At 68.9% G+C, this 24332-nt stretch carries 22 protein-coding genes, 2 tRNA genes and 2 pseudogenes; 13 read left to right on the forward strand and 13 right to left on the reverse strand.

All coding sequences use genetic code 11. From position 1 onward, the window contains the following. Window positions 1-17: 17 nt before the first annotated feature. The 5 genes and pseudogenes from ACFWDI_RS23570 to ACFWDI_RS23590 all read left to right on the forward strand — a co-directional run. Window positions 18-302, forward strand: a pseudogene (locus ACFWDI_RS23570) (GntR family transcriptional regulator); the annotation flags it as partial. Continuing rightward, window positions 302-460, forward strand: a pseudogene (locus ACFWDI_RS23575) (2-aminoethylphosphonate ABC transporter substrate-binding protein); the annotation flags it as partial. The pseudogenes ACFWDI_RS23570 and ACFWDI_RS23575, both read left to right, overlap by 1 nt. Window positions 461-598: 138 nt before the next feature. After that, window positions 599-1378: an HAD-IIA family hydrolase gene (locus ACFWDI_RS23580; protein WP_385306576.1), complete on the forward strand. Its 780-nt coding sequence runs from the start codon at window positions 599-601 to the stop codon at window positions 1376-1378. A 93-nt stretch (window positions 1379-1471) separates the two neighbouring features. After that, entirely contained in the window at window positions 1472-2101 is a 630-nt protein-coding gene (locus ACFWDI_RS23585; protein WP_385306578.1) for a PT domain-containing protein, read from the forward strand. Window position 2102: 1 nt separating this feature from the next. Beyond that, window positions 2103-2771, forward strand: coding sequence for a class F sortase (locus ACFWDI_RS23590; protein WP_385306579.1), 669 nt, complete (start codon window positions 2103-2105; stop codon window positions 2769-2771). Between the two features lie 239 nt (window positions 2772-3010). On the opposite strand, the gene ACFWDI_RS23595 is transcribed toward ACFWDI_RS23590, so the two are convergent. Then, window positions 3011-3763, reverse strand: coding sequence for an ANTAR domain-containing protein (locus ACFWDI_RS23595; RefSeq protein ID WP_385306581.1), 753 nt, complete (start codon window positions 3761-3763; stop codon window positions 3011-3013). A 5-nt stretch (window positions 3764-3768) separates the two neighbouring features. Further along, a complete protein-coding gene (locus ACFWDI_RS23600) occupies window positions 3769-4485 on the reverse strand; it encodes an ANTAR domain-containing protein (protein ID WP_385306582.1) in 717 nt (238 codons plus the stop codon). 203 nt (window positions 4486-4688) lie between these two features. On the opposite strand from ACFWDI_RS23600, the gene ACFWDI_RS23605 reads away from it, so the two are divergent. After that, window positions 4689-5699, forward strand: coding sequence for a glycoside hydrolase family 6 protein (locus tag ACFWDI_RS23605; protein ID WP_385306694.1), 1011 nt, complete (start codon window positions 4689-4691; stop codon window positions 5697-5699). A gap of 125 nt (window positions 5700-5824) precedes the next feature. Here ACFWDI_RS23605 and ACFWDI_RS23610 read toward each other — a convergent pair whose 3' ends face one another. The 3 genes from ACFWDI_RS23610 to ACFWDI_RS23620 form a co-directional block, all read right to left on the reverse strand. After that, window positions 5825-7777 carry a galactose oxidase-like domain-containing protein gene (locus ACFWDI_RS23610; RefSeq protein ID WP_385306584.1) on the reverse strand — a complete coding sequence of 651 codons (1953 nt, stop codon included), beginning with the start codon at window positions 7775-7777 and terminating at the stop codon, window positions 5825-5827. Further along, window positions 7774-9699: a glycosyltransferase gene (locus tag ACFWDI_RS23615; protein ID WP_385306585.1), complete on the reverse strand. Its 1926-nt coding sequence runs from the start codon at window positions 9697-9699 to the stop codon at window positions 7774-7776. The genes ACFWDI_RS23610 and ACFWDI_RS23615 overlap by 4 nt, the downstream gene beginning before the upstream one ends. A 446-nt stretch (window positions 9700-10145) precedes the next feature. Beyond that, window positions 10146-10219 (reverse strand) — tRNA-Lys (locus ACFWDI_RS23620). A gap of 207 nt (window positions 10220-10426) precedes the next feature. Between ACFWDI_RS23620 and ACFWDI_RS23625 the strand changes: the two genes are divergently transcribed. From ACFWDI_RS23625 to ACFWDI_RS23640, 4 genes are all read left to right on the forward strand, one after another. Further along, window positions 10427-11815, forward strand: a complete 1389-nt coding sequence (locus tag ACFWDI_RS23625) for a peptidoglycan-binding protein (RefSeq protein ID WP_385306587.1) — start codon at window positions 10427-10429, stop codon at window positions 11813-11815. A gap of 123 nt (window positions 11816-11938) precedes the next feature. Beyond that, a complete protein-coding gene (locus ACFWDI_RS23630) occupies window positions 11939-13096 on the forward strand; it encodes an SPFH domain-containing protein (RefSeq protein WP_385306589.1) in 1158 nt (385 codons plus the stop codon). 127 nt (window positions 13097-13223) lie between these two features. After that, entirely contained in the window at window positions 13224-13811 is a 588-nt protein-coding gene (locus tag ACFWDI_RS23635; protein ID WP_385306591.1) for a lytic polysaccharide monooxygenase, read from the forward strand. Between the two features lie 26 nt (window positions 13812-13837). Continuing rightward, entirely contained in the window at window positions 13838-15559 is a 1722-nt protein-coding gene (locus ACFWDI_RS23640) for an AMP-binding protein (protein WP_385306593.1), read from the forward strand. Window positions 15560-15631: 72 nt separating this feature from the next. On the opposite strand, the gene ACFWDI_RS23645 is transcribed toward ACFWDI_RS23640, so the two are convergent. The 6 genes from ACFWDI_RS23645 to ehuB all read right to left on the reverse strand — a co-directional run bounded on the left by ACFWDI_RS23645 (window position 15632) and on the right by ehuB (window position 19755). Then, window positions 15632-15705, reverse strand: a tRNA-Lys gene (locus tag ACFWDI_RS23645). Between the two features lie 86 nt (window positions 15706-15791). After that, window positions 15792-16550 carry an IclR family transcriptional regulator gene (locus ACFWDI_RS23650; protein ID WP_385306595.1) on the reverse strand — a complete coding sequence of 253 codons (759 nt, stop codon included), beginning with the start codon at window positions 16548-16550 and terminating at the stop codon, window positions 15792-15794. Between the two features lie 167 nt (window positions 16551-16717). Then, a complete protein-coding gene (locus ACFWDI_RS23655) occupies window positions 16718-17512 on the reverse strand; it encodes an amino acid ABC transporter ATP-binding protein (RefSeq protein ID WP_385306597.1) in 795 nt (264 codons plus the stop codon). Further along, window positions 17502-18152 carry an ectoine/hydroxyectoine ABC transporter permease subunit EhuD gene (gene ehuD, locus ACFWDI_RS23660; RefSeq protein WP_362687031.1) on the reverse strand — a complete coding sequence of 217 codons (651 nt, stop codon included), beginning with the start codon at window positions 18150-18152 and terminating at the stop codon, window positions 17502-17504. The genes ACFWDI_RS23655 and ehuD overlap by 11 nt, the downstream gene beginning before the upstream one ends. Beyond that, window positions 18149-18877, reverse strand: a complete 729-nt coding sequence (gene ehuC / locus ACFWDI_RS23665) for an ectoine/hydroxyectoine ABC transporter permease subunit EhuC (RefSeq protein ID WP_385306599.1) — start codon at window positions 18875-18877, stop codon at window positions 18149-18151. Before ehuC ends, ehuD begins: the two co-directional genes overlap by 4 nt. Further along, window positions 18874-19755 (reverse strand): ectoine/hydroxyectoine ABC transporter substrate-binding protein EhuB, encoded by an 882-nt coding sequence (gene ehuB / locus ACFWDI_RS23670; protein ID WP_385306601.1) that lies wholly within the window; start codon window positions 19753-19755, stop codon window positions 18874-18876. Before ehuB ends, ehuC begins: the two co-directional genes overlap by 4 nt. Window positions 19756-19797: 42 nt before the next feature. Between ehuB and ACFWDI_RS23675 the strand changes: the two genes are divergently transcribed. Next, entirely contained in the window at window positions 19798-20301 is a 504-nt protein-coding gene (locus ACFWDI_RS23675) for a DUF3830 family protein (RefSeq protein ID WP_327323771.1), read from the forward strand. On the opposite strand, the gene ACFWDI_RS23680 is transcribed toward ACFWDI_RS23675, so the two are convergent. Together ACFWDI_RS23680 and ACFWDI_RS23685 are read right to left on the reverse strand one after the other, a co-directional pair. After that, window positions 20279-21694, reverse strand: a complete 1416-nt coding sequence (locus ACFWDI_RS23680; protein WP_385306695.1) for an amidase — start codon at window positions 21692-21694, stop codon at window positions 20279-20281. The genes ACFWDI_RS23675 and ACFWDI_RS23680 overlap by 23 nt on opposite strands. Next, window positions 21678-22640: a D-2-hydroxyacid dehydrogenase gene (locus tag ACFWDI_RS23685; RefSeq protein ID WP_385306603.1), complete on the reverse strand. Its 963-nt coding sequence runs from the start codon at window positions 22638-22640 to the stop codon at window positions 21678-21680. The genes ACFWDI_RS23680 and ACFWDI_RS23685 overlap by 17 nt, the downstream gene beginning before the upstream one ends. A gap of 96 nt (window positions 22641-22736) precedes the next feature. Here ACFWDI_RS23685 and ACFWDI_RS23690 point away from each other — a divergent pair, with 96 nt between their 5' ends. Both ACFWDI_RS23690 and ACFWDI_RS23695 read left to right on the forward strand, forming a co-directional pair. Next, window positions 22737-23573: a decarboxylase gene (locus ACFWDI_RS23690; RefSeq protein WP_385306605.1), complete on the forward strand. Its 837-nt coding sequence runs from the start codon at window positions 22737-22739 to the stop codon at window positions 23571-23573. After that, entirely contained in the window at window positions 23570-24295 is a 726-nt protein-coding gene (locus ACFWDI_RS23695; RefSeq protein WP_385306606.1) for a decarboxylase, read from the forward strand. Before ACFWDI_RS23690 ends, ACFWDI_RS23695 begins: the two co-directional genes overlap by 4 nt. The last annotated feature ends 37 nt before the right edge of the window (window positions 24296-24332 follow it).

The following is a 24332-nucleotide window of genomic DNA, read 5'->3' on the forward strand; positions in this document are numbered from 1 at the left end:
TCTGCGAGCATTCCCGGGTGGACTACCCGAACGACCAGGCGCTCGGCGCCGCTGTCCGCTCCGGCATCCCGGAGCACGGACGCATCCCCAAGTACTACGCCGTCAAGGCCCGTGTCTCCCTCCTGATCGAGGAGTTGGGCGAAGGGGGACTGCTGCCCACGGAGCGCGATCTCGCCGTGCGGTACGAGGTCTCGCGCGAGACCGTGCGCCAGGCGCTGCGCGAACTGCTCCTGGAGGGCCGGCTGGGCCGCCAGGGCCGCGGCACGGTCGTCGCGGGCCCCAAGCTGGAGCAGCCCCTCTCGGCTTCTCCGCCCGTACGGACGTCAAGGCCACCGACGCCAACGCCATCGAGCTCACCAAGCTGATCGACGGTGTCGACATCTTCGAGCCCGACTGGCGGGACATCGACAAGAACCTTCCGTCGTACGTCGACGCCTGGAAGTCCGCGACCGGCAGCTGACAACGGGTACCCGGTATCGACGGGGTCAAGATCAGCACTACCTGACTAGGCTGGGGTGCCGGAGGGCCACAGAGCCGTGCCTCCGGCGTCCCATGCACAGCACACTGCACAACTGCGTACGGCAGGAGTCCCAGTCTGATGGCAGAGCGCAAGCCGATCGAATCCTGGCTCACCGACATGGACGGCGTCCTGATCCACGAGGGCGTGCCGATCCCCGGCGCCGACGCCTTCATCAGGAGGCTGCGGGAGACCGGGACACCGTTCCTGGTGCTGACCAACAACTCCATCTACACCGCTCGCGACCTGCACGCACGGCTCGCCCGGATGGGCCTGGACGTGCCCGTGGAGAACATCTGGACCTCGGCGCTCGCCACCGCGCAGTTCCTGGACGACCAGCGTCCCGGCGGCACGGCGTACGTCATCGGCGAGGCGGGTCTGACCACCTGCCTGCACGACATCGGCTATGTGCTGACCGACCACGAACCCGACTATGTGGTGCTCGGCGAGACCCGTACGTACAGCTTCGAGGCGCTCACCAAGGCGATCCGGCTGATCAACGGAGGGGCCCGGTTCATCTGCACCAACCCCGACGAGACGGGCCCCTCCGCCGAGGGCCCGCTGCCCGCCACCGGAGCCGTCGCCGCGCTGATCACCAAGGCGACCGGCAGGGATCCGTACTTCGCGGGCAAGCCGAACCCGCTGATGATGCGGACCGGACTGAATGCCATCGGTGCGCACTCCGAGACCAGCGCCATGATCGGCGACCGGATGGACACCGACGTGCTGGCCGGCCTGGAAGCGGGTATGGAGACGTTTCTGGTGCTGACCGGGCTCACGGACCGCGAGACCGTGGACAAGTACCCGTTCCGGCCGTCCACGGTGGTCGACTCGATCGCGGATCTCGTCGACCGCATCTGAGCACGTCAGAGGGCCATACGGAGCAGTGGGCCGCTCCTGCGGATGCGAAAACGCCCGGCGCGAGTGAATCTTTTCGGTATCAGGAGGTTCACGATGCGTTCAGGTTTGATTGCTCTCCGTGCCGTCGGGGCGGCCACCGTACTCGTCCTGGCGCCCGCCGCCGCCACCGCCGCATACGCAGACGATTCCGTGACGGTCACGGTCGCCCCGTCCTCCGCCGCACCCGGCGGCAAGGTGGAGCTCCGTGTCTCGGGCTGCAAGGGCACGACGGGAGCCGTCGCGTCGCAGGGTTTCGTCGTGGACGCCGAGCTGTCGCGCCGGGTCGGACAGAACACCCTGCTGTTCGGGAACACGATGGTCAAAGCCGGCGTGAAGCCCGGCGCGTACGACGTGAACGTCACCTGCGACGGCCAGGGCCACTCCGCCTCGGGCCGCGTCCAGGTCGTCCAGCACCAGCCGGCCCAGCAGCCGACGAACCAGGCGACCCCGCAGTCGACGCAGCAGCCGACGAATCAGCCGTCCCAGCAGCCGACGCCCGTCGCGCCGGTACGGGCGGGCGGCGGTGGCGCCGCCGCGCAGCTCGCCGCCCGGGACGCGAGCGTGAACCGGCAGAACGCGGGCCCCGGAGTCCCGCACACCGTGATCGGCCTGGTCCTCGCGGGCGTGGCGGCGGTCGCCGTGGCCTCCCGCACCTCGCGGCGCCGGCGTACGGACGCTGACTGACATGTCCACCGCCGAACGTCCGGCGGGCAACGGCCGACTGCTCATCGGAGTGGCCTGGGCGGTACTGCTGCTCGGGCTGTGGCTGTGGGGCCGCGAGGTCGCCGACAGCCCCGGCGGCAGCTCCGCCCCCACCACCGGCGATGTGGCCGCGGTCGGCCGTCCGCTCGGCGTCCCCCTGCCGCCCGCCCACGACCCGATCCAGCCGGCGAAACCGCACCAGGTGGACATACCGTCGATAGGTATCACCGCGGCGGTGGTCCCGCGCGGCCTGGATGCCACGGGCGCCGTGGACCCGCCCCCGTACGCGATGCCGCGCACGGTCGGCTGGTACGGCAGCGGTACGCAGCCGGGCGCGGTGGGTGCCGCGCTGCTCGTCGGCCATGTCGACACCGAGTCGAAACCTGCCGTCTTCTACGGTCTGAGTGCCGCCAGGCCGGGCGAGAAGGTGCGGGTGACCAGGACCGACGGCTCGGTCGCCGAGTTCACCATCGATGACGTCCAGGTCTTCGGCCGGGACCGGTTCGATCCGCGGAAGGTCTACGGGCCGCGCAAGGACGGGCGCGCCGAGCTGCGGCTGATCACCTGCGGCGGCACCTTCGACCGGGCGACACGCACGTACAGCGCCAATGTGGTGGTGTCGGCCTATCTCACCGGCGTCGCCAAGAAGTGAAGCAGCTGCGGAGGGCGGCAACCTGGCTCGACCGACGACGCGCTCCCCCCGGAGCCGCCGGCCGAGCCGGTCCTCTACCGCGGGTGCCCGGGCTGCGGGAGAAGCCCGGGGGCCGGCACAGGAGGCCGTGTGGTCCGGTTGCGCGTGAGCCGGGGACCGGGGCCGTTGCCCCACACTTTAGGCCGGGGAGATGGTCCGGCCTAGAGGGCGGATGACGCTTTGTCGCGAGGCCGTCGCCCTCAGTTCCCGTCGGCGGCCTCCCGCAGCGCCTCGGAGGGCAGTGAGCCGTCGGCGATCTGCTGCGCAAGGCGGGAGAGCGGCTCCCGCTTCGTCCGTGCGAACCGGCGCAGTGTCTCGAACGCCTCGTCCACGGAGACGCCCCACCGTTCCGCGAGCATGCCCTTGGCCTGCTCCACCCGGATCCGGTTGGTGAGCGCCGACTGCAGCTGTTCGGCGAGGAGTTCACTCTGCTGTATGGTCCGCTGCTGCAGAATGCCGATCGTGGCGGCGTCCGCGAGTGCCTGCGCCAGTGTCACCTGCCCCTGTGACCGCTGTTTCTGATGTTTCGTCAGAAAGAGATTCAGCGCGCCGATCACGTTCTCGCGCAGCCGCAGGGGTACGGCGTAGGTGGCCTCGAAGCCGTACTGCTGGGCCTGTGCGGCGAACTGCGGCCAGCGGAGCTTCGCTTCGCGGCTGTCGAGCGAGATCGGCGGCACTGCCGTACCGGTGCCGTAGGTGTCGAGGCAGGGCCCCTCCCTGTGCTGGAGCTCCAACAGCTCGAGCAGCCAGGACCGTTCGTCGGAGGACGCGGCGGTCTGCAGCTGGCCGCGCTGGTTCACCAGCATCAGTCCGGCGGCCTCGACGTCCAGCAGGTCGACGCAGTGGCCCGAGAGTCTGTGCAGGAGTTCGATCACGTCGAAGTCGGCGACGAGCGTGTCGGCGAGCTCCACGAAAGCCGAGGCGATCCGTTGTTCGCGCAAGGTGCTGTCCATCCTTGTCACCCACCTCCGTCGGGGCTTCGGGTGCCGGTGTCGTCGCCGTCCCGCTCCGCCCCATCGGCGGGAAGCCGAAGCTTCCGCGCCACGATGTCCCTCGCCACATCCACGATGGGGCGTTCTGTCGCGTATGCGTACGCTCGCAGTCGTACGAGCGCCACGGCAGGTGTGACACCCAGCCGTACTGCGATCATCCCAGTCGCCTGGTGCACTTCGGCACGGTGCAGCGAGGCATGCTCGGCGAATCCGTGTGCCACGTCTCCCAGCAGGGTCAGGGTCAGCGCGTCCGCGAACACCAGGGCATCGGACAACGCGGTCGCGTCGAGCGGTCCCGGCGTGGACCGCCGACAGGTGAGTACGCCCACCTGAATGGCTCCGATCTGCAGGGGAAAGGCAAAGACCGCGCGCAGTCCCAGTGTTTCCGCGCTGGAGAGAAAACCCGGCCAGCGTGCGCGCGGGACCAGCCGGAGATCGGCGTCGAGTATCAGCACGCCGCCGTCCACCGCGTCCATGCCGGGTCCTTCACCGAGGGTGAACTGGAGGTCGTCCAGCTGGGCGCTCAGCGGGTCGCTCGCCCACACCAGTTCGCCGAAGGAATCGTCGCCGGAGAGTGTGACCGCCAGTCCGTCGATGCCGAGGGCATCGGTGCACCGGCGCGCGAAGGACGCGTCGAGTCCGTCAGTCCGCTGAACCGCCAGCTCGTCCAGCAGTGCAGTCATACGAGCACTGACCAAACCCTCCTCCAGGGAGTGCGACGGAACAGCTGGCACATCGTATCCCCGCTACCCGGTCACAGGATGTCCACGAAGAGAACCGGTCTCGTGACGCTCACGGCGGTTGTGTCAGGATGGATTCGACCGGTCTTGTCCGGGACGGGGCGCCTGGAGACGGCCTGGGAGTGAGTGCACCCAAGGGGGAGTGGATGTACGGGAGTTGCACCGGGCGTGCCCGGCTGTGCGGGGCCGCGGCGGGGGCGGTGCTGCTCCTGGCGGGCTGCTCGTCCGACGGGGAGAAGGACACGGACAAGAAGCCGGTGGTGAGCCAGCAGCCCAAGGCGAAGGATCCGTACTGGGTCAATCCCGACGGGAACGCCGCCAAGCAGGTCGCCTCCTACCGGAAGGACGGCGACGACAAGAACGCCGAGCTGATCAGGAAGATCGCGGATCAGCCGGTCGGCGAGTGGATCGGCCCGGACAATCCGGAGGCCGAGACAAAGGGCTTCACCGAGGCGGCCGCCAAGGCCGACCGGGACGCGCTGCTGGTCCTCTACAACATCCCGCACCGCGACTGCGGGCAGTTCTCCAAGGGCGGCGCGGCCGACGGCGACGCCTACCGGGCGTGGGTGGACAAGGTCGCGGGAGGTATCGGCGACCGGCGGGCCACGGTGATCCTGGAGCCGGACGCGGTGCTGCACCTGGTCGACAGCTGTACGCCGCAGGAGTTCCATGAGGAGCGCTTCGACCTGCTCAAGGGCGCGGTCGAGCGGCTGAAGAAGCAGCCGAACACAAAGGTGTACCTGGACGCGGGCAACGCCGGCTGGTCCCAGCCCGACGCGCTCTTCGAGCCGCTCCAGCGGGCCGGCGTCGACAAGGCGGACGGCTTCTCCGTCAATGTCTCCAACTTCTTTCCGACCGCGGTGAGCAAGGACTTCGGCAAGAAGCTCTCGGCGAAGGTCGGCGGCAAGCACTTCGTCATCGACACCAGCCGCAACGGCAACGGCCCGTACACCGGCGGCGACCCGAAGGAGAACTGGTGCAATCCGCCGGGCCGCGCGCTCGGCGAGGAGCCCACCGCCAGGACCGGTGACCCGCTGGTCGACGCGTATCTGTGGGTGAAGCGGCCCGGTGAGTCGGACGGGGACTGCAAGGGCGGGCCCAAGGCGGGCGAATGGTGGCCGGAGTACGCGCTCGGTCTGGCGCGCGGCACCAAGTAGCTTTCGCGGTAGCGGTACGGGGGAGGGGCGGCAGCGGAGGAAGCTGCCGGCCCTCTCACGTACGGTCAAGCGCTACGGACCTGCGGGCCTACGGCCCCACGGCCCCGACCTGTGGACCTGTGGACCTACGGCACCTCGACCCACACGCCCTCGGACGGCGTGCCCTTGTCGTCCGTCACGAAGAGCATGTACCAGCCGGACGGCACCAGCGCCCGGTTCTTCGGCACGGTGACCTGGATTCCGTCCGCCGTCTTCTTCATGTCCAGCGCGATCGAGCGCTGGTCGGTGTCGGTGACATGCGTGACGGCGCTCGGCCGCAGCAGCTTCGCCGTCTTGACGGACGCGGCGTTCTTGACCTTGAACGTGCCGGTGTCCCCGCGCTTGATGGCCTTCGGCCCGCCGCTCACCTCGGGCTTGGAGTCCCGGTAGAGGTACGGCGGGGTGTAGATCTCGATGCGCTGCTCGAAGACGCCCGGCTTGGTGTTGGCCTTGTCCGCGAAGAGCGAGTCCGAACCGAAGATCATGACGCGGCCGTCGGGGAGCAGCACCGAGCCGGAGTGGTAGTTGCGCCCCACCGCGGGGTCGGCGACCCGCTTGTACGTGCCCGTCTTCGGGTCGTACGTACGCGCCTGGAGGACATTGGAGCCGCCGCGCCCGCGGTAGTCCGCGGAGCCGCCGGTGACCAGGACCGAGTCGTCGGGCAGCAGCGAGGCACTCGGGTAGCGGGTGCCCTTCTCCAGCGAAGCGCCGTCCTTGAAGCGGGGGTTCGCGGCCTTGAGGTCGACCAGCCGGGACTTCTCACTGGCCTTCTCGGACTCGCCGACCCCGCCACCGCCGATGACCATGAACCGCTGGTCCTGGGCGGGCGGCAGCATGACGGTCGCCGAGGTCTCCATCCTGTCCGGGTCGCTGAGGCCCGGGATCTTGTCGAACTTGTTCGTCTTCAGATCCCAGACGCCCGGAACACGGCCGACGTTGGCGGGCCCGTACCCGGCGTTCGAGCCGGAGTAGAAGAGCTTGCCGTTGTCCATCAGGAAGATCGCCGGGTAGGTGGGGAACTTCCGGATGATCCCGGTGTACTTCCAGGTCTTGGTCTTCGGGTCGTAGATCTCGTCCTTGCCGGGGACGATCTGCCCGATCTCGTCGAGACCGGAGAGCGAGAGGACCTTGCCGTCCTTGAGCGTGGTCAGTGTCGGGTACCAGCGGGCCTCGTTCATCGGGTCGACGGTGATGTACTTCTCCGCCACCGGATCGAACTCGTAGGCCTCCTTGATGCCCTGGAAGTCCTTCTTGTCGAGCGCGAGCTTCTGCGCGATGCCGTAGACATTGCGGGCGTCCGCGCCGTTGAGGCCCTGCACCCGGTAGTTGTCCTCGGTGCCGGTCTCGTATTCCTTCCCGGACTCCTCGGCCTCGACATAGATACGGCCGAGCCCGGGGTCGTTGCGCAGGAACTTGCCGGTCTTCTTGTCGAAGACCTTCTTCGCTTTCTCCACCAGGACCGGGTCCTTGGAGACGAAGGTCTTGCCGCCCTGCTTGCCGGTGAACTTCGTCCCGGCGGGCAGGGTCTTGGGCTCGTCCGGGTCCTCGTTGTGGACGACCATCAGGCCGCCTGCCTTGGTGGCGTCGCCCTGGAGCTTCTCGTACCGCTTGGTGCCGCCCGCGACCAGCAGCTTTCCGTCGGGCAGCTGGGTGTGCCCGGCGCAGAACATGTCCTTGGGCGTGGGGATCATCTTGAAGTCGTTGGTCTTCGGATCCCACAGCACCGACTCGAACTTCTTCGCGTCGAAGTTCTTCTGGTTGTTGCCGGAGCCCGCTATCAGCAGCACCTTGCCGGTGTGCAGCAGCGCGGCGTGAATCGTATTGATCTTGTACTCGGCGGGGACGTCCAGAAAGTCCCAGTGGCCGTTGGCTGCCTTGTACTCCGGCTTGTTGATCTTGTAGTCGTGGTACTGCTCCGAGCCGAAGCGCCACATCGCCGGCCCGTTGAACCCGGCCACCACGACGACCACCGCCGCGCTTATCGCCACACGACGGGCGCGGTTCTTGCGGTGGTTCGGCCGCACGGGCATCGTGCTCATTTCTTACGTCCCCCAAGGGCGATCTGTATGGTCTGGTCGGTGATGGCAGGCTGCGGCCGCTGCTGCGGCACATGGGCCTCCGAGGTGGCGGCGGGCGGCTGTCCGCCGCCGTGCCGCCTTCTGCGCTTCTTCTTCTCCTCGCGGATGCCGTGCCGCCAGGCAAAGATGGGGGCCGCGGTGATCAGCAGGGCCAGCGTGGCCCAGGTGATCATCGCCGGATGGTCGTGCCCGAAGTAGAAGGACGAGCCGAGCGATCCGCCGAAGACGAGGATGAAGAAGAGGTGGATCCGGAACGTGCCGAAGAGGGTGTCCGGGCTGGACGAGTCGCCCTTGGGGGTCACGACGAACTTGCTCTTGCGGCGCAGTACGGCGTCCATCAGTGAGCGGGCGTAGATCGGCGCGGAGAGCGCGGACATCACCATGCCCGCGAGTCCGCCGGAGCCCTCGGGCTCGTGCGGCGAGACGTTGTGGCGGCGGTTCCAGATGTAGAGGCCGATCTGGAGCGCCGAGGCGTTGCCGTACAGCATCATCCAGATCGTCGGGTCGATCTGCACACCGGAGGCGCCCATGCCCAGGAACAGCGCACAGCTCAGCGCCGCCAGGATCCAGTTGAGGGCCGACATCGGGTAGAAGATGATCATCATCGTGTAGTTGAAGAGCTTGCCCGGCGGCAGGGAGTAGAAGCCCTTCCAGTACTGCTTCATGATCGTTTCGTATGTGCCCCGCGACCAGCGCAGCTGCTGGGTGAAGAAGTCGGTCCAGGCCGTGGGCCCCTCGCCGACGGCCAGCACGTCCGGGGTGTAGACCGAACGCCACTTGTTCCCGGTGTCCGGGTTGCTGGCGCGGTGCATCTCGAAGCCGGTGGCCATGTCCTCGGTGATCGAGTCGTACAGGCCGCCGATCTGCTTGAGCGCCTTGATGCGTACGGCGTTGGAGGTGCCGACGAACATGGGCGCGCCGTAGCGGTTGCCCGCGCGCTGGATCAGGGCGTGGAACAGGAACTGCTGCGACTCGGCGGCCTTGGTGACGAAGGTGTCGTAATTGCCGTACACCTGCGGGCCGATGACGAAGCCGACGTCCGGGTCGCGGAAGTAGCCGAGCATCCGCTCCAGGTAGTTGGGCAGCGGGATGTGGTCGGTGTCGACGGAGGCGAAGAAGTCGTAGTTGCCGCCGTGCGCCTCGAGCCAGGCGTTGTAGTTGCCGTGCTTGGTCTTGGCCCGGTGCGGTCCCTTGGCCTGGTTCCAGTGCGCAACGCCCTTGCGGGAGAAGTGGTGGACGCCGAGCCGCGCGCAGACCTCCTTGACGGCGGGGTCGTCGCCCTCGTCGAGCAGCCAGACGTGCATCAGCCCGCGGTGCCGGATCCGCACGGCCGCCTCGAGCGTCTTCGTCACCATCTCCAGGGGCTCCTTGCCCGGTACGAAGGAGGTGAGGAAGGCGACCTTGGTGCCGGTCTCGGGCACCACGGGGACCGGGTCGCGGGCCACCAGCGTGGCGTGCGCGTTCGACAGGACGTTCATCGTGCGGAAGAGCTCGATCAGACCGATCGAGACGAGCATGACGACGTCGAGGATGAGCAGCGTGTCGTTCTTGAGGTTCGGGTCGCGCTCGGTCCAGTGCTGGGGCTGCATCAGCCAGGCGAACAGGCCCAGCGAGACCAGCGGCGCGGCGCCGAGCAGCAGGGCGGCCCGGATGCGGTGCGGCTCCTGCGAGAGCAGCGAGCGGTACTGCACGGTGTACGGCTTGGCCGGGTCGGGCTGGGTCAGGGGTCCGGCGAGCCTGCTGTAGTGCTCGTAGTCGTACCGCGGCAGTGCCTTCTTGGGGCGCAGCCGTTGCCCGGCGGTGCGCAGATGCGCCGGTATCCGGAGCTGAGTCGTCCGGGAAGGGTCGTTGGGCTGCCGGGCGCCGTCTGGCGTCGACGTCATGAGTCATCCCCCCGCACGCAAGCTGGCTGCGTGAGCTGTGGTCGGTCGTTTCGTCCTGACCGCCGGTCCCCCTTGACCATGAGTCCTGGACGCATCAGTGGCGGGCCACCGTCACTACAGACACGAAACGGTCACCTGCTGGTTGCATGATGCCCGTAGCGTGTTCGATCTGTGAACGGGACCCCTATCCCGTGTCCCTGCAACGGGATTATCCCCTCCAAATACGCCCAACTGTGCTAAAAGGATGCCCCATTGAGGGTATTGGCTCCAGGACAGGGTCTACGACCCCCCGTCATGATCGCAAGGGTGAAACGGGGCGTTAATCGGCTATATGTGCGATTTGAGGCCCTCTTGCGAGAAGATCGCGCCGGGGCTGGAGTGGCTGAAAACGTCTGTATGTACGACCAAAGCCCCCTCATGTGTGGTGAGGGGGCCTCAGTTCTGCGTGCGCCGCCAGGGACTCGAACCCCGGACCCGCTGATTAAGAGTCAGCTGCTCTAACCAACTGAGCTAGCGGCGCCTGCTGACCTGGAGAACTCTACCCGACAGCCGCGGGTGCTGATGACCATTCTCTGATCATTCCGGCCTGTCGAATCGTCTTTTATTACCTTCATTCCGTCAAAATGCGATGAGACGGGACAGTTGGCGGCTGACAGGGGGCGCCGGCAGTGGACGCCGGCACCCGTGCGTCAGAGCCAAAAGAACTTGATGAGTGCGGAGGGTCCGTATGACCGTGCCGGTGTTCGAGGAGTACGAGCCCGCGGCCGACTGCGGCTGCGCGGGCTGTGCCCAGCAGCGCCGCATCCTCGCGTCCGGAGGCCACCCGAACGCGCACGGCTTACGCCGGGCGCTGGCCGTGCTCGCCACGGCGGGCGTGGTGCTCGGCAGCGGTGGAGCAGGAGTGGCGGACGCCGTCGGCCCCGCGGCTGCCGGTACCGCGCGGCCGGGCGAGGCCGTCGACGCGCAAGCCACCGCCGACCCGGTGCCCGTGACCGAGCAGGGCCGCAGCGGACCGCTGCACGGACCCACGGGCAAGTCGGCCACGGCCGCCGCGCAACTGCGCAAGACGACCCGGGCCGAGATCATCAACCGGGCCAAGAAATGGGTGAGCGCGGGGGTCCCGTACAGCATGGAGCTGTACTGGACCGACGGATACCGCCAGGACTGCTCGGGCTATGTCTCGATGGCATGGGGTCTGGCAGGCAACGAGTGGACGGGGAGCCTCGCCGAGTACGCCACCCTGATCACGCGCGAGGAGCTGCAGCCCGGCGACATTCTGCTCTTCCACAACCCGGACAATCCGACCCGGGGCTCGCATGTCGTGCTCTTCGGCGGCTGGACCGACTACACGCACACCTCCTACATCGCGTACGAGCAGGTGAAGCCGCAGACCCGTAGGCAGGCCACGCCCATGGCGTACTGGACCAACTCCAGCAAGTACCTGCCCTACCGCTACAAGGGCGTCACCGGCGCCGCGGTGCAAGTGCCGTCCGTCGCCACCGTTCCGGGGACGGGCGCCAAACCCGGGACAGCCAACAATCCTGGGACGGGCGCCAACCCCGGCACGGGCGCCAACCCCGGGACGGACGCCTATCCGGGGAGGACGGCCTTCGGACCCGGTGCGAACAACAAGTACGTCACGCGGCTCGCCGAGCTGCTCTCCACCCGCGGCGGACAGCACTTCTACCCTCAGGGACCCGAACCGCGCTGGGACGACATGGACCGGCTGGCCACGCGGGCGTTCCAGCTCTCCCAGGGCTGGCAGGGCGCGGAAGCGGACGGGATGCCGGGGCCGGGCACCTGGCGGCTGCTGGTGACCAAGAAGGGCCGGAACATCATCGGCGGGGCGAGCGGGCCCGGAGGTAAGAGCGCGGTCGCGCCCGCCTACCCGGGGCGCGGCTACTTCCTTCCCGGCCGGTCCAGTAGTTACGTCACCCAGCTCGGCCGGCAGCTGGTGAAGCGCGGCTACGGCAAGCACTACGCATCGGGGCCCGGACCGGCATGGAGCGAGGCGGACCGGCGCAATGTCGAGGCGTTCCAGCAGGCCCAGGGCTGGCGCGGCGCCGCTGCCGACGGCTTCCCGGGCCCCGAGACCTGGCGGCGGCTCTTCGCCTGACGGCGCGACTGTCCGGCGCAGTCGGCCGACGGAGCCGACCGGCATAGCTGACCGGCAGAGCTGCGCGGTGGAGCTGACCGGCACGGCGACGGCAGTACGGAACGACCAGTGGAGGTGGCAGTCATGAACACCACGACCCCGGAGCCGGACGGCACCGTGCCGTCCGACAGCCCGCGGCACACCCCGGTCATCGCCCAGGAGGTCACCACCGAGATCCCGGTGCATCTCCTCTTCCGCGAAGACGACTCCCTGCCGCTCGCCCCGCGGTCCGCCGTCGTCGGATGGCGGCACGGCACCGGCGAGCAGCCGAAGGTCGGCCGCAGAACCGCGGTTCCGCGGTCCGCTGTGGTCCCACCGCGGCCCGCGCCGCCCGTCGATCCGGACCTGGTCGAGCGGGCCGCGCCCGCGCTGCCCGGCTGGACCGGGGTGGTCGCCGGGCTGTGCGCGCTGGCCGGGATCGGCGCGTTGCTGTGGGGGGTCGGAGCGCTGCCGGGCAGGGTGACGAGGCTGCTGGGGCTGCCCTCGTATCCCTTCAACGGCATCGGGATCGGGCTGTGGTGCCTGCTCACGCTGGGCGTGGTGCTGGTGCTCTTCGCCTTCGGCGGGCTGGGATGCGGCCGGGTCGGACACGCCTGGGTGCTGACGATCTTCGGCGACTACCAGGGGAGTGTGCGGCGTACGGGGCTGGTGTGGGTCAATCCGTTGCTGCTGCGCCGCGGGGTCGACGTACGGCTGCGGCACTGGCGCAGCGAACCGATGCCGGCGGTCGACGCGGACGGCACGGCTCTGCGCGTCGTGGTGCTCGTGGTGTGGCGGGTCAAGGACACCGCGCGGGCGGCGCTCGGCGTCGAGAACCACGAGAACTATCTGAGCGAGCAGGTCGAGGCGGCGATGGCGCGGGTGCTCTCGCAGCTGCCGGCCGATGCCTTCCACGAGGACGCGCCCACCCTGCGCGATGCCGAGGCGGTCGGCGACGCGTTGACGCGTCTGCTGTCGGCGGAGTGCGCTCCGGTGGGGATCGAGCTCTTCTCGGCGCAGCCGACGGGGATCGAGTACGCGCCGGAGGTGGCGGTCGCGATGCAGCGCCGACGGATCGCCGCGATCGACGCCAAGCACCGGGACAGCGAGCTGACTTCGGTGGTGAAGGCGGTGGACGACGCGGTGAACCGGCTCACCGAGCGTGGGCTCGTCGCGCTCGGTGACCACGAGCGCAAGGCTCTGGTGAAGGACCTCACCGTCGCCTTCTACCAAGGGGGTTCGGGGCCCGCGGAAGGTGCGTGATTGGTCTGGACATGTTCAAGTTCTGTTAATACTCTGGGACTTGGTCTAGACCGGAAACCGGAATGTGTACCACCGCACGCGTGCAGCACGGCCCACAGAACTCCCCCACGTTCTCCTGGAGCGAAGCATGCGCAAGAAGATATGCGCGGGCGTGGTCGGCCTCGTAGTGGCGGGCACCACCATGCTCGCGACCGGCAGCGCCAGCAGCCATGGCTACACCGACTCGCCCATCAGCCGCCAGAAACTCTGCGCCAACCGCACGGTCGCCAACTGTGGCGAGATCATCTACGAACCCCAGAGCGTCGAAGGCCCCAAGGGCTTCCCCGCGGCGGGTCCGGCCGACGGAACGATCTGCGCCGGTGGCAACAGCCGCTTCGCGCAGCTCGACGACCCGCGCGGCGGCACCTGGCCCACCACCAAGGTCTCCTCGGGGCAGAACTACACCTTCCGGTGGCAGTTCACCGCCATGCACGCGACGACCGACTTCAAGTACTACATCACCAGGAACGGCTGGAATCCGAGCCAGAAGCTCACCCGTGCCTCGCTCGAGTCGCAGCCGTTCCTGACCATCCCGTACAACGGCCAGCGCCCGCCGTCCACGCTCAGCCACTCCGGGACGCTGCCGTCGAAGTCCGGCCGGCATCTGATCCTCGCGGTGTGGACGGTGCACGACACCGGCAACGCCTTCTACGCCTGCTCGGATGTTCAGTTCTGACGGATAGTCAGTTACCGTGCGGCGCCATGAGGAACGCGGAAGCAGGCACTCTCGCGGAGCTCGTACAGCGCCAATGGGGCGACCACCGGGTGGGGCTGAGCGGCCAGGACTTCGCACTCAGCCACCACCAGGTCGCCGCGGGCGCCGCCGCACGGGCCGCGCTCCTCGTGGATCTCCTGCCGCGCGGAGCCGAGCCGCACCTCGGGGTACTGCTCGACAACACCCCGGAGTTTCCCCTGTGGCTCAGTGCGGCGGCCCTGGCCGGGGCCGCCGTGGCGGGCATCAACCCGACCCGGCGCGGGCCCGAACTGGCCCGCGACATCCTGCACACCGACTGCCGGGTGCTGGTCACCGAACGCGCCCACCTTCCCCTCCTCGACGGGCTCGGCCTGCCGGGGGTCCGGGTGCTGGTGACCGATCCCGACAACGCCGCCTACGCCGAGCTGCTCGCCCCGTACGCCGCCGCGGAACCCGGCGACGCCACGCTCGGTCCTGTCGGGCCCGGCAGTCGGCTGCTGCTCTACTTCACCTCCGGGTCGACGGGCGCGCCCAAGGCCGCGATCTGCACCCAGGGCCGGGTGGCGGCGGCGGGCGCGTCGCTGGTGCGGCACTTCGGCGTGCGCGAGGACGACGTCCACTACATCTGCATGCCGATGTTCCACGGCAACGCGGTGATCGCGGACTGGGCGCCGGCGCTCGCGGGCGGAGCGGGGGTCGCGCTGCGCCGCCGCTTCTCGGCGTCCGGTTTCCTCGACGACGTACGGACGTATCGTGCGACCTATTTCACTTACGTGGGGCGGGCGGTGCAGTACCTGCTGGCCACGCCCGAACGGGACGACGACCGCGAGCACAGGCTGCGGCTCGGCTTCGGCACCGAGGCCGGCGCGGTGGACGCGGCGCGCTTCGAGGCGCGCTTCGGGGTGCGGCTGGTGGAAGGCTACGGCTCCTCCGAGGGCGGCGCGGCGATCCAGCGCACCCCCGACACCCCGGCCGGCGCTATCGGCAGGGCGAGCCCGGGGGACGACCTGGCGGTGGTCGACCCCGACACGGGGAAGGAGCGGGCGGCCGCGGTACTGGACGCGGGTGGACGGCTGCTGAACGGGGCGGATGCGATAGGGGAGCTGGTGAACCGGGGGCCGAGCCCGTTCGAGGGCTACTGGCACCACCCGGAGGCGGACGCGGCCCGGACCCGCGGCGGCTGGTACTGGACGGGCGACCTCTTCTTCCGCGACGCGGACGGCTTCCTGTACTTCGCGGGACGCACGGACGACCGGTTGCGGGTGGACAGCGAGAACCTCGCCGCCGCGATGATCGAGAACATCCTGGCCCGGTGGCCGGACGCGGCGGGGGTGGCGGTCTACGCGGTGCCGGACCCGGTGGCGGGCGATCAGGTGATGGCGGCGGTCGCGTTGCGGGACGGTGTCTCGTTCGATCCGGTGGGATTCGGGGACTTCCTGGCGTCGCAGCCGGACTTGGGTACGAAGATGGCGCCGCGCTTCGTGAGGGTGCTGCGGCAGCTGCCGGTGACCGCGACGAACAAGATCCACCGCGTGGCGCTGCGGCGCGAGGGCTTCGGCGGCGGCGAGGGCGGCGACGAGGCCAGCGGTGAGGCCAGCGGTGAGGCCAGCGGCGAGGTGTGGTGGGCGGAGCCGGGCAGGAGCGGCTACCGCCGGCTGACGGAGGCGGACAGGACGACGCTGCTGGCCCGGTACGGGCACCACGGCAGGGCGGGTCTGCTCACGCCCTGAACGATGTGGGTTCCGGTCCGGAAACGCATCTGGGGCTTCTCGGATGACCGAGAAGCCCCAGATGATCAGTTGTGCGCCGCCAGGGACTCGAACCCCGGACCCGCTGATTAAGAGTCAGCTGCTCTAACCAACTGAGCTAGCGGCGCTTACTGGCACCAGCCGCGCGGCGGCTGATGACTCGGTAATACTACCTGGTCCCGAGGGGTGCTTCGGACACCTGGCGGCGTCCGACCTAGATCGCCAGCGACAGCACCACCGGCGCCGCCTTGCGGTTCAGCGTGTCCGCCGCCGAGCGCAGCCGGTGCGCGTGCTCGATCGGGAGGGACAGTGCCAGGCAGCCCACTGCCGAGCCCGCCGTCAGTGGAACCGCCGCGCAGACCGTGCCCACCGCGTACTCCTGGAGGTCCAGCATCGGGACCGTCGGGGGCTGGCTGTCCAGTTTGGAGAAGAGCAGCTTCTCGCTGGTGATCGTCCGCGAGGTGAGGCGGGCGATCTTGTGGCGCGACAGGTGGTCGCGGCGGCCGTTCTGGTCGAGCTGGGTCAGCAGGCATTTGCCGACGGCGCTCGCATGGGCCGCCGAGCGGAAGTCCACCCACTCGTTGACCTTCGGCGTACGAGGACTGTCGGCGAACTGGGTGATCTTCACCTCGCCGTCTATGTACCGGCTGATGTAGACCGCCGCGCCGACCGAGTCGCGCAGCTCGGCGAGGGTCTCCTGCAGTTTCGCCTGAAGTGCCTGCTGACGGGTGACCCCGGAGCCCAACAGGATCAGTGAGTCGCCGATCACATAGGCGCCGTCCGCGACCTGTTCCACATAGCCCTCGCGGCGCAGCATCGCCAGCATGGGGGCCAGGTGGCCGGTCGGCAGACCTGTCTCGCGCGCGACCTGGACATCGGTGACACCGCCACCGTGCTTGGAGATCGTTTCCAGCACGCGCAGGACATACTGTATTGAATGGAACGGCGCGGTCGGCTCGGGCTTCAGCGCCACGGTTTCCCCCTAGCAGGTTGTGACCGCAAGTTTCCCTACCACGATAGCGGCCAAGAGCCGTTTAGAGGGCTGCTGTTGGCGAGAATGATGGTGCGCCCCAGCCTCATACGCTGGGGCGCACTCGCTTGGCATATGCCAGGGTCACACTTATCGGTAGGAGTAAGTGGTCAGAGCACCGCACCGAGAAACTCGCGAGTACGTTCGTGCTCCGGTTCGGAAAAGATTTTCTCCGGCGATCCGGACTCGATGACCTTGCCGGAGTCGAACATCAGCACCTCATCCGAGATGTCGCGGGCGAAGTTCATCTCGTGCGTGACGCAGAGCATCGTGATGTCGGTGGAGCGGGCGATGTCCCGCAGCACGTCCAGCACACCGGCGACCAGTTCAGGGTCGAGCGCCGACGTGACCTCGTCAAGGAGCAGCACCTGCGGCCGCATCGCCAGCGCCCGGGCGATCGCCACCCGCTGCTGCTGGCCGCCCGACAACTGCGTCGGCTTCGCGTCGCAGCGGTCGCCGAGACCCACCAGGTCCAGCAGCCCCTTGGCGCGCTCCTCCGCCTCGTCCTTGGACATGCCGAGCACCCGCACCGGAGCCTCGGTGATGTTCCGCAGGGCGGTCATGTTCGGGAAAAGATTGAACTGCTGGAAAACCATGCCGATCTGCTTGCGTGCCTCGCGGCGTTCCTTCGCGGCGGCCGGAAACAGGCGCTGCCCATTTACCTGGATCGTGCCCCGGTCGGGCGACTCCAGAGTCATCAGCAGCCGCAGGATCGTGGTTTTGCCGGAGCCGGACGGGCCGATCAGCGTGACGTGTTTCCCGGGCTTCACCGAGAAACAGAGGTCGTCCAGCACGGTGTTGTCGCCGAAGCTCTTCGTCACATTCTCGAAGCGGATCAGCTCACCGGACGTGCCGGGGGTCGTGGTGTCGAGGGTGGTGGTGTCGGGGGTGCTGTCAGGAGACAAGGCGGCGCTCCAGGGCTCGTACGAGAAGAGAAGCCGGGTAGGCGATGAGGATGAAGGCGATGCCGATCACGGTCAGCGGCTCGGTGTACTGGAACGTCGCGGCGCTCTCCAGCCGGGACTGCTGCAGCATCTCCAGTACGCCGATCGCGGCGAGAAGCGGTGTGTCCTTCAGCATCGCGATGACGTAGTTGCCGAGGGCCGGAGTGATGCGCCGGACCGCCTGCGGCAGGATCACCGCGAACCAGGTGCGGTGGGCGGGCAGGCTCAGCGCCTTCGCCGCCTCCCACTGACCGGCCGGCACGGCTTCGATACCGGCCCGGTAGACCTGTGCGGTGTACGTCGAGTAGTGCAGCCCGATCGCGATCGTGCCGGTGGTCAGCGCCGAGAACTGCACGCCCCACTCCGGCAGTACGAAGTAGAGGAAGAAGAGCTGCACCAGCAGGGGTGTGGTGCGGATGAACTCCGTGACGACGTTCACCGGCCACCGTACGAAACGGGTCGGCGCCCTGAATCCGATCGCCCAGACCAGGCCGAGCGTGAAGGAGATCAGCGAGCCGAGCACCAGGATCTGCAGCGTGACGAGCACGCCGTCCCAGAAGCGCGGCATGAAGTCCGCGACCGCGGACCAGTCCCAGGTCACTTCGAACCACCTCCGGAGGTGGTAGTGGTGACGGCTCGCCTGGCGAACCACGCACCGGGGCCGCTTCCGGGAACCGCGATGCCGATGTTCCGCTTGGTCTTCTTCTCCAGCGCCTTCATGGAGCGCGTCACGACGAACGCGAGCACGAAGTAGATCACCAGGCTGATGGTGTAGATCTGCGCGCTCTCCTGCGTGGCCAGGCGCACCAGGTACGCGGCGAAGGAGACATCACCCACGCCGAGCAGCGACACCAGCGCCGTGCCCTTGAGCAGCTCGATCAGCAGATTGCAGAACGGCGGGATCATCTCCGGCACCGCCTGCGGCAGCAGGATCAGCCGCATCCGCTGCCAGGGTGTGAAGCTGAGCGCGACCCCCGCCTCGCGCTGCGCGGGAGTCACCGAGTTCAGCGCGCCACGCACGATCTCGGCGCCGTACGCACCGTAGGAGAGGCCGAGCGCGAGCACCGCGGCCCACATCGGGACCAGTTGCCAGCCGAGCAGCGGCGGCAGCACGAAGAACAGCCAGAACATCAGCACCAGCGCCGATGTGCCGCGGAAGATCTCGGTGTAGAAGCCCGCGAGGAAGCGGACGAAGCGCGAGCGGTGGGTGCGGGCGATACCGACCGTGAAGGCGACCGCGGCGGCCAGCGCCGCGCTGTACACCAGCAGTTGGACGGTTATCCAGATACCCGGGAGCACCCAGGTCTGCCAGAGTCCGGCTGTCATCGGCACAGCTCCTTGGCAGTGAGCTCGGTCATCTCGTTCTCGGTGAAGCCGAACGGCCGCAGAATGCGGAAGAGTTCGCCGCTCTTCTTCATCTTGTGGATCTCGAGATTGAAGGCGTCGCGCAGCTCCGTGTCGGTGGGCCGGAAGGCGAACCCGCCGCCGTCGATCTTCTTCTTGCCGTCGACCACGGCCGCGAACGGCTCGGTCGCCTCCGCCTTCGCGCTCTTCTTCACCACCTCGCGGGTGGTGAGCGCGGTGCCGGCGAAGACGTCGACCCGGCCCGACTCGACCGCGTTCAGCCCCGCCACCTGGTCCTGGAGGATGACGATGTCCTTCTCCGGGTAGCCGGCGGCGACCGCGTAGTCGATCTCCGCGTAGCCGGTGCCGGTGGCGAACTTCGCCTTGGCCTTCACCACGTCCTCGTACGTCTTCAGGTTCTTGGGATTGCCCTTGCGCACGATGAACGAGTCGAGCATCTGGTACTCGGGGTCGGCGAATATGACCTGCTGGCAGCGCTCCTTGTTGATGTACATCCCGGCCGAGACGACATCGAACTGCTGGGAGTTGAGCCCGGGGATGAGCGAGGCGAAGTCGGTGGCGACGGGCTGGACGGTGTCGATGCCCAGCCGCTTGAAGATGACACGGGCCAGCTCAGGGGCCTCGCCGGTGAACTCGCCGTTCTTGTCGACATAGCCGTAGGGCACCTCGCCCGCGATGCCCAGGCGCACCGTGCGCTGGGACTTCAGCCGGGCCAGGGCGTCCCCGGAAGGGACCCGGGCGCAGCCCGCCGCGCCCGCGGCGCCGAGCGCGCCGGCAGCAGCGGTACCGAGCAGCAATGTGCGTCTGCGTATCGATCCTGGTTGTCTTGTACGAGCCATGGCCGCGCGGCTACCCGGCTCCAGGCGGGGTATGCGTACGAGATGGCCGACCGATACGTGACCGTAGCCCTCGACAAGCGCGGTGTGCAGTGCACCGCGAAACTGCTGACCGACAAGGCCCCGCTGACCTGCGCTGCCGTGTGGGACGCGCTACCCCTGGCCGGGGATGTCTACCACGCGAAGTATGCCCGTAATGAGATCTATGCACTGCTGCCGGCGTTCGCGGAGCAGGAACCACCGCTGGAGAACCCGACGGTGACTCCCATTCCGGGCGACCTCTGCTATTTCACCTTCTCCGACGTGCAGTTGGGCACGGCGTCGTACGGATACGGGGAGCAGGCCGCCCACCACGGCCGCCGTACCGTCGTCGACCTCGCCCTCTTCTACGAGCGCAACAACCTGCTGCTCAACGGCGACACCGGCTGGGTCCCCGGCATCGTCTGGGGCTCGGTGGTCGACGGCCTCGACCGGATGGCCGAGGCCTGCCACGACCTGTGGCGGGCGGGTGCGCTGGGCGAGACGCTCAGCTTCCGCCGGGCCCAGTAGGAGAGGGCACGGGCATCGCGGCCGCGCCCGACTCGTACAGGGCGTGCGCCGCCCGCAGTACCAGCCCGTCCGCGTGCCGCGGCCCGATCAGCTGGATGCCGATCGGCAGCCCGTCCTCGTCCACGCCGCACGGCACCGTCGCGGCGGGCTGCTGAGTCATGTTGAAGGGGTACGTGAACGGCGTCCACCCCGTCCAGCGGCGGTGCCCCGAGTGCGCCGGCGCCTCGACCCCGGCCTCGAAGGCCGTGATCGGCAGGGTCGGCGTGACCAGCAGGTCGTACGAGGTGTGGAAGCGCCCCATGCGCCGGCCCAGCTCCATCCTGGTGTCCACGGCCGCCAGATACTCCAGCGCGCTGTACCGTGCCCCGATCCCGGAGATCTCGCGCAGCCCCGGGTCCAGCAGCTCCCGCTGCTCCGCGCCGACATGCTGCAGCAGCCGGGCCGCGCCGCTGAACCACAGGGTGTGGAAGGCCTCCACCGGGTCGGCGATATCCGGATCGGACTCCTCGATGTACGCGCCGAGCTCCGCCAGCGCCCCCACTGCCCGCCGCACCGCGGACGCGACCGCCGGAGTCACCGCGACCTGACCGCCGAAGGACGGTGAGTAGGCGATCCGCAGCCCCTTCACCCCGTCCGCGAGGCCGTCGCGGACGCTGTCCGCCGGGCCCAGATGCGACCAGTCCCGCCAGTCCTCGCCGCTGATCACATCGAGCATCAGCGCGGCGTCGGCGGCGTCCCGTGTCATCGGGCCCGCGTGGGCGAGCGTCCCGAAGGGGCTGGACGGATACAGCGGCACCCGTCCGTACGTCGGCTTCAGGGCGAAGATCCCGCAGAAGGACGCGGGGATGCGGACCGAGCCGCCGCCGTCCGTGCCGATCGACAGCGGACCCGCGCCGAGCGCCACGGCCACCGCGCTGCCGCCGCTGGAGCCGCCGGATGTCCGCGCCGGATTGTACGGATTGCGCGTCACCCCGTGACGTGGTGAATCGGTGACGCCCTTCCAGCCGAACTCCGGCGTCGTCGTCCTGCCGAGGAAGACCGCGCCGTGCGCGCGCAGCCGGGCGACGGACGGTGCGTCCTCGTCCCAACTGCCCTCCGCCCGTACGGTTCGGGAGCCGCGCAGGTTCGGGACGCCGCGCTGCAGCAGGAGATCCTTCACCGTCACCGGCACTCCGTCGAGCAGCCCCTGCGGCTGTTTACTGTGCCACCGCTCGGCGGACGCCCGCGCCTGGGTCAGTGCCTGCTCGGCATCGACCCGGACGAAGGCATTGACCAGCGGTTCCACCACCTCGATCCGTTCCAGCGCAGCGAGGGTCGCGTCGACGGGGGTGAAGTCGCCCTTCTCGTAGCCGGCCAGCAGTTGGCGTGCGGTCAGGTCAGTCAGCGGAGACATCATGCATGGGGACGTACCCACGTTTCTTGTCCACCACGTTCGGGAACGGCTTTCCGGCCTCCCACAGTTCGTACAACTCGACGAACTGTTCACCCAGACGGTCCCGCCAGCCGACCGTGTCGCCGCTCATATGCGGCGAGACGATCAGCCCGGGGACGTCCCACAGCGCACTGTCGGGCGTGAGCGGCTCGGACTCGAACACATCGAGGGCCGCGCCCGCGATCCACCGGTTGTTCAGCGCCGTGACGAGATCGTCCTCCACGACCAGCGGACCGCGCCCCACATTGATGAAGCGCGCCGACGGCTGCATCACTCCGAAGCGCCGCCCGTCGAACATCCCGCGCGTCGCATCGGTGAGCGGTGCGGCGCAGACGACCCAGTCGGCGCGGGCGAGCAGCCGGTCGAGATCCTGCGTGCCGTGGATTCCGGGCCGCTCGGTGCGGCCCACGACCGCCACGGTGACGCCGAGGGCCTCCAGCGTTCGGGCCACTGCCCGGCCGATGGGGCCCGCGCCGACGACCGTCGCCCGGGTGCCCGCGACCCGCAGTCCCTCGCGGTGGCGCCAGCGCCGCTGCCGCTGGAGCTCCAGGGTCCCGGGGATGTCCTTGGCCATGGCGAGCACCAGTCCGGCCACATATTCGGCGATCGGTTCCTCGAAGACCCCGCGGGCGTTGGTGACGACCGTGTCGGAAGCGATCAGCTCGGGGCACAGCAGCCGGTCCACGCCCGCGCTCGGGGTGTGCACCCAGCGCGGCCGCGAGCCCCCGCCGGGCCAGCCGACGCGTACCGCGTCGGAGGTGAAGTCCCATACCAACAGGACGTCTGCGTAAGGGAGTTGAGAGGCGAGCGTCTGCTCGTCGGCGTACTGGACGCGGACCCGTCCGGTCAGCCGGCCGAGGCGCGGCGGGGGATCGGCCGCGAGTACGAGGAGGGTGGGTTCAGACATCAAGCGGAAGCCGTTTCGTAACGTCTGACATGTACGGATTGACCCACGCTCGCACCCGAACCTAACGTCGTCAATAACACGCTAAGGGGGCCTGCGATGGATGTCTCCTTTCTCGGCGGACCACGGCCACAGCGCGGAGTCGGTGTGGTCGCCCCGTTCGATTTCGCCCTGGACCGGGAGCTGTGGCGCTGGGTCCCCGACGATGTCTCGCTGCGTCTGACCCGTACGCCGTATGTGCCCGTCGAGGTCTCGTTGGACCTGGCCCGCCTGGTGAGCGAGCACGAGACGCTGCGCGAGGCGGTACGGGCGCTGGGCGCGTCCGAGCCCGAGGTGGTCGCCTATGCCTGTACCTCGGGAAGTTTCGTCGGCGGCCTGGCCGGGGAGCGGGCCATGTGCGAGGCGATGAGCTCGGCGGGGGAAGTGCCCTCGCTGACCACCTCCGGCGCCCTGCTCGAAGCACTCGACGAGCTGGGCGCCGGCCGCATCGCCCTCGTCACGCCCTATACGGAATCGGTGACCCAGGCGTTGGAGGAGTATCTGGGAGAAGCTGGGGTAACGGTCACGGGCCGCGCTTTTCTGGGACTGACCCGGCACATCTGGAAGGTGCCGTACCGGTCGGTCGTCGACATGGCGCGGCAGGCGGTGGTGGGCGCGGCGGACGCGCTCTTCATCAGCTGCACGAATCTGCCGACGTACGACGCGATCCCGCAGCTGGAGGCCGAATTGAGGATGCCGGTGCTCTCGGCGAACCAGGTCACGATGTGGGCGGCGCTGCGCGGAATCGGGGTGCACGCGGTCGGCCCGTACCAAGGGCTGCTGCTGCAGCCGGAAGCCCTGGAGCCGGAGCCGCCGCAGGTGCCGCCGGCTCACCAGGCGCCGCAGCCTCAGCAGGCCCAGCAGGCTCAGCCCGAAGAACAGGAAGGCTGGACATGACCACGGTAGGACTTCTCTACCCCGGACACTCGGCCGAGGACGACTATCCCCGGTTCGAGGTGCTGCTCGACAGCGACATCAGACTGCCCGTCGTCCACACCGACATCGGCGAGGACGCACACCGCGTCGACGCGCTGCTGGAGATGGGCGCGTCGCAGCGGCTCGCCGCGGGAGTGGAGGAGCTCCGGCTCGAAGGAGCGGAGTCGGTGGTCTGGGCGTGTACCAGCGGGAGCTTCGTGTACGGCTGGGAGGGGGCGCACGAGCAGATCCGCTCCCTCGCCCGGGCCGCGGGCCTGCCCGCGTCGAGCACGTCCTTCGCCTTCGCCCACGCGGTACGGGAGCTGGGCGCGGCACGCGTCGCGGTCGCCGCGACCTATCCGGAGGACGTCACCGCGCTCTTCACCGCCTTCCTCAAGGCGTCCGGCGCCGAGGTGGTCGCGGACAGGGCGAGCGGGATCATCACAGCGGCTGAGGTGGGCAGCTGGGGCCGGGCGGAGGTGCTGGAGCTGGCGCGCGCGGGCGACCATCCGGACGCGGAGGTGGTGCTGCTGCCGGACACGGCCCTGCACACCGCGGCGTACCTCGCCGAGCTGGAGGAGATGCTGGGCAAGCCGGTGCTCACCGCCAACCAGGTGACGGTGTGGGAGGGGCTGCGGCTCGCTGACCGCAGGGCCTGGGTGTGGGGGCCGAAGCTGGGCACGCTGTTCGCCAGGCGGGAATAAACGGAGAGTCCCTCCTGTTGATCTGCGCTGTACGTAT

Origin of the sequence: Streptomyces sp. NPDC060064, assembly GCF_042736455.1 — a bacterium.
Lineage (GTDB): Bacteria > Actinomycetota > Actinomycetes > Streptomycetales > Streptomycetaceae > Streptomyces.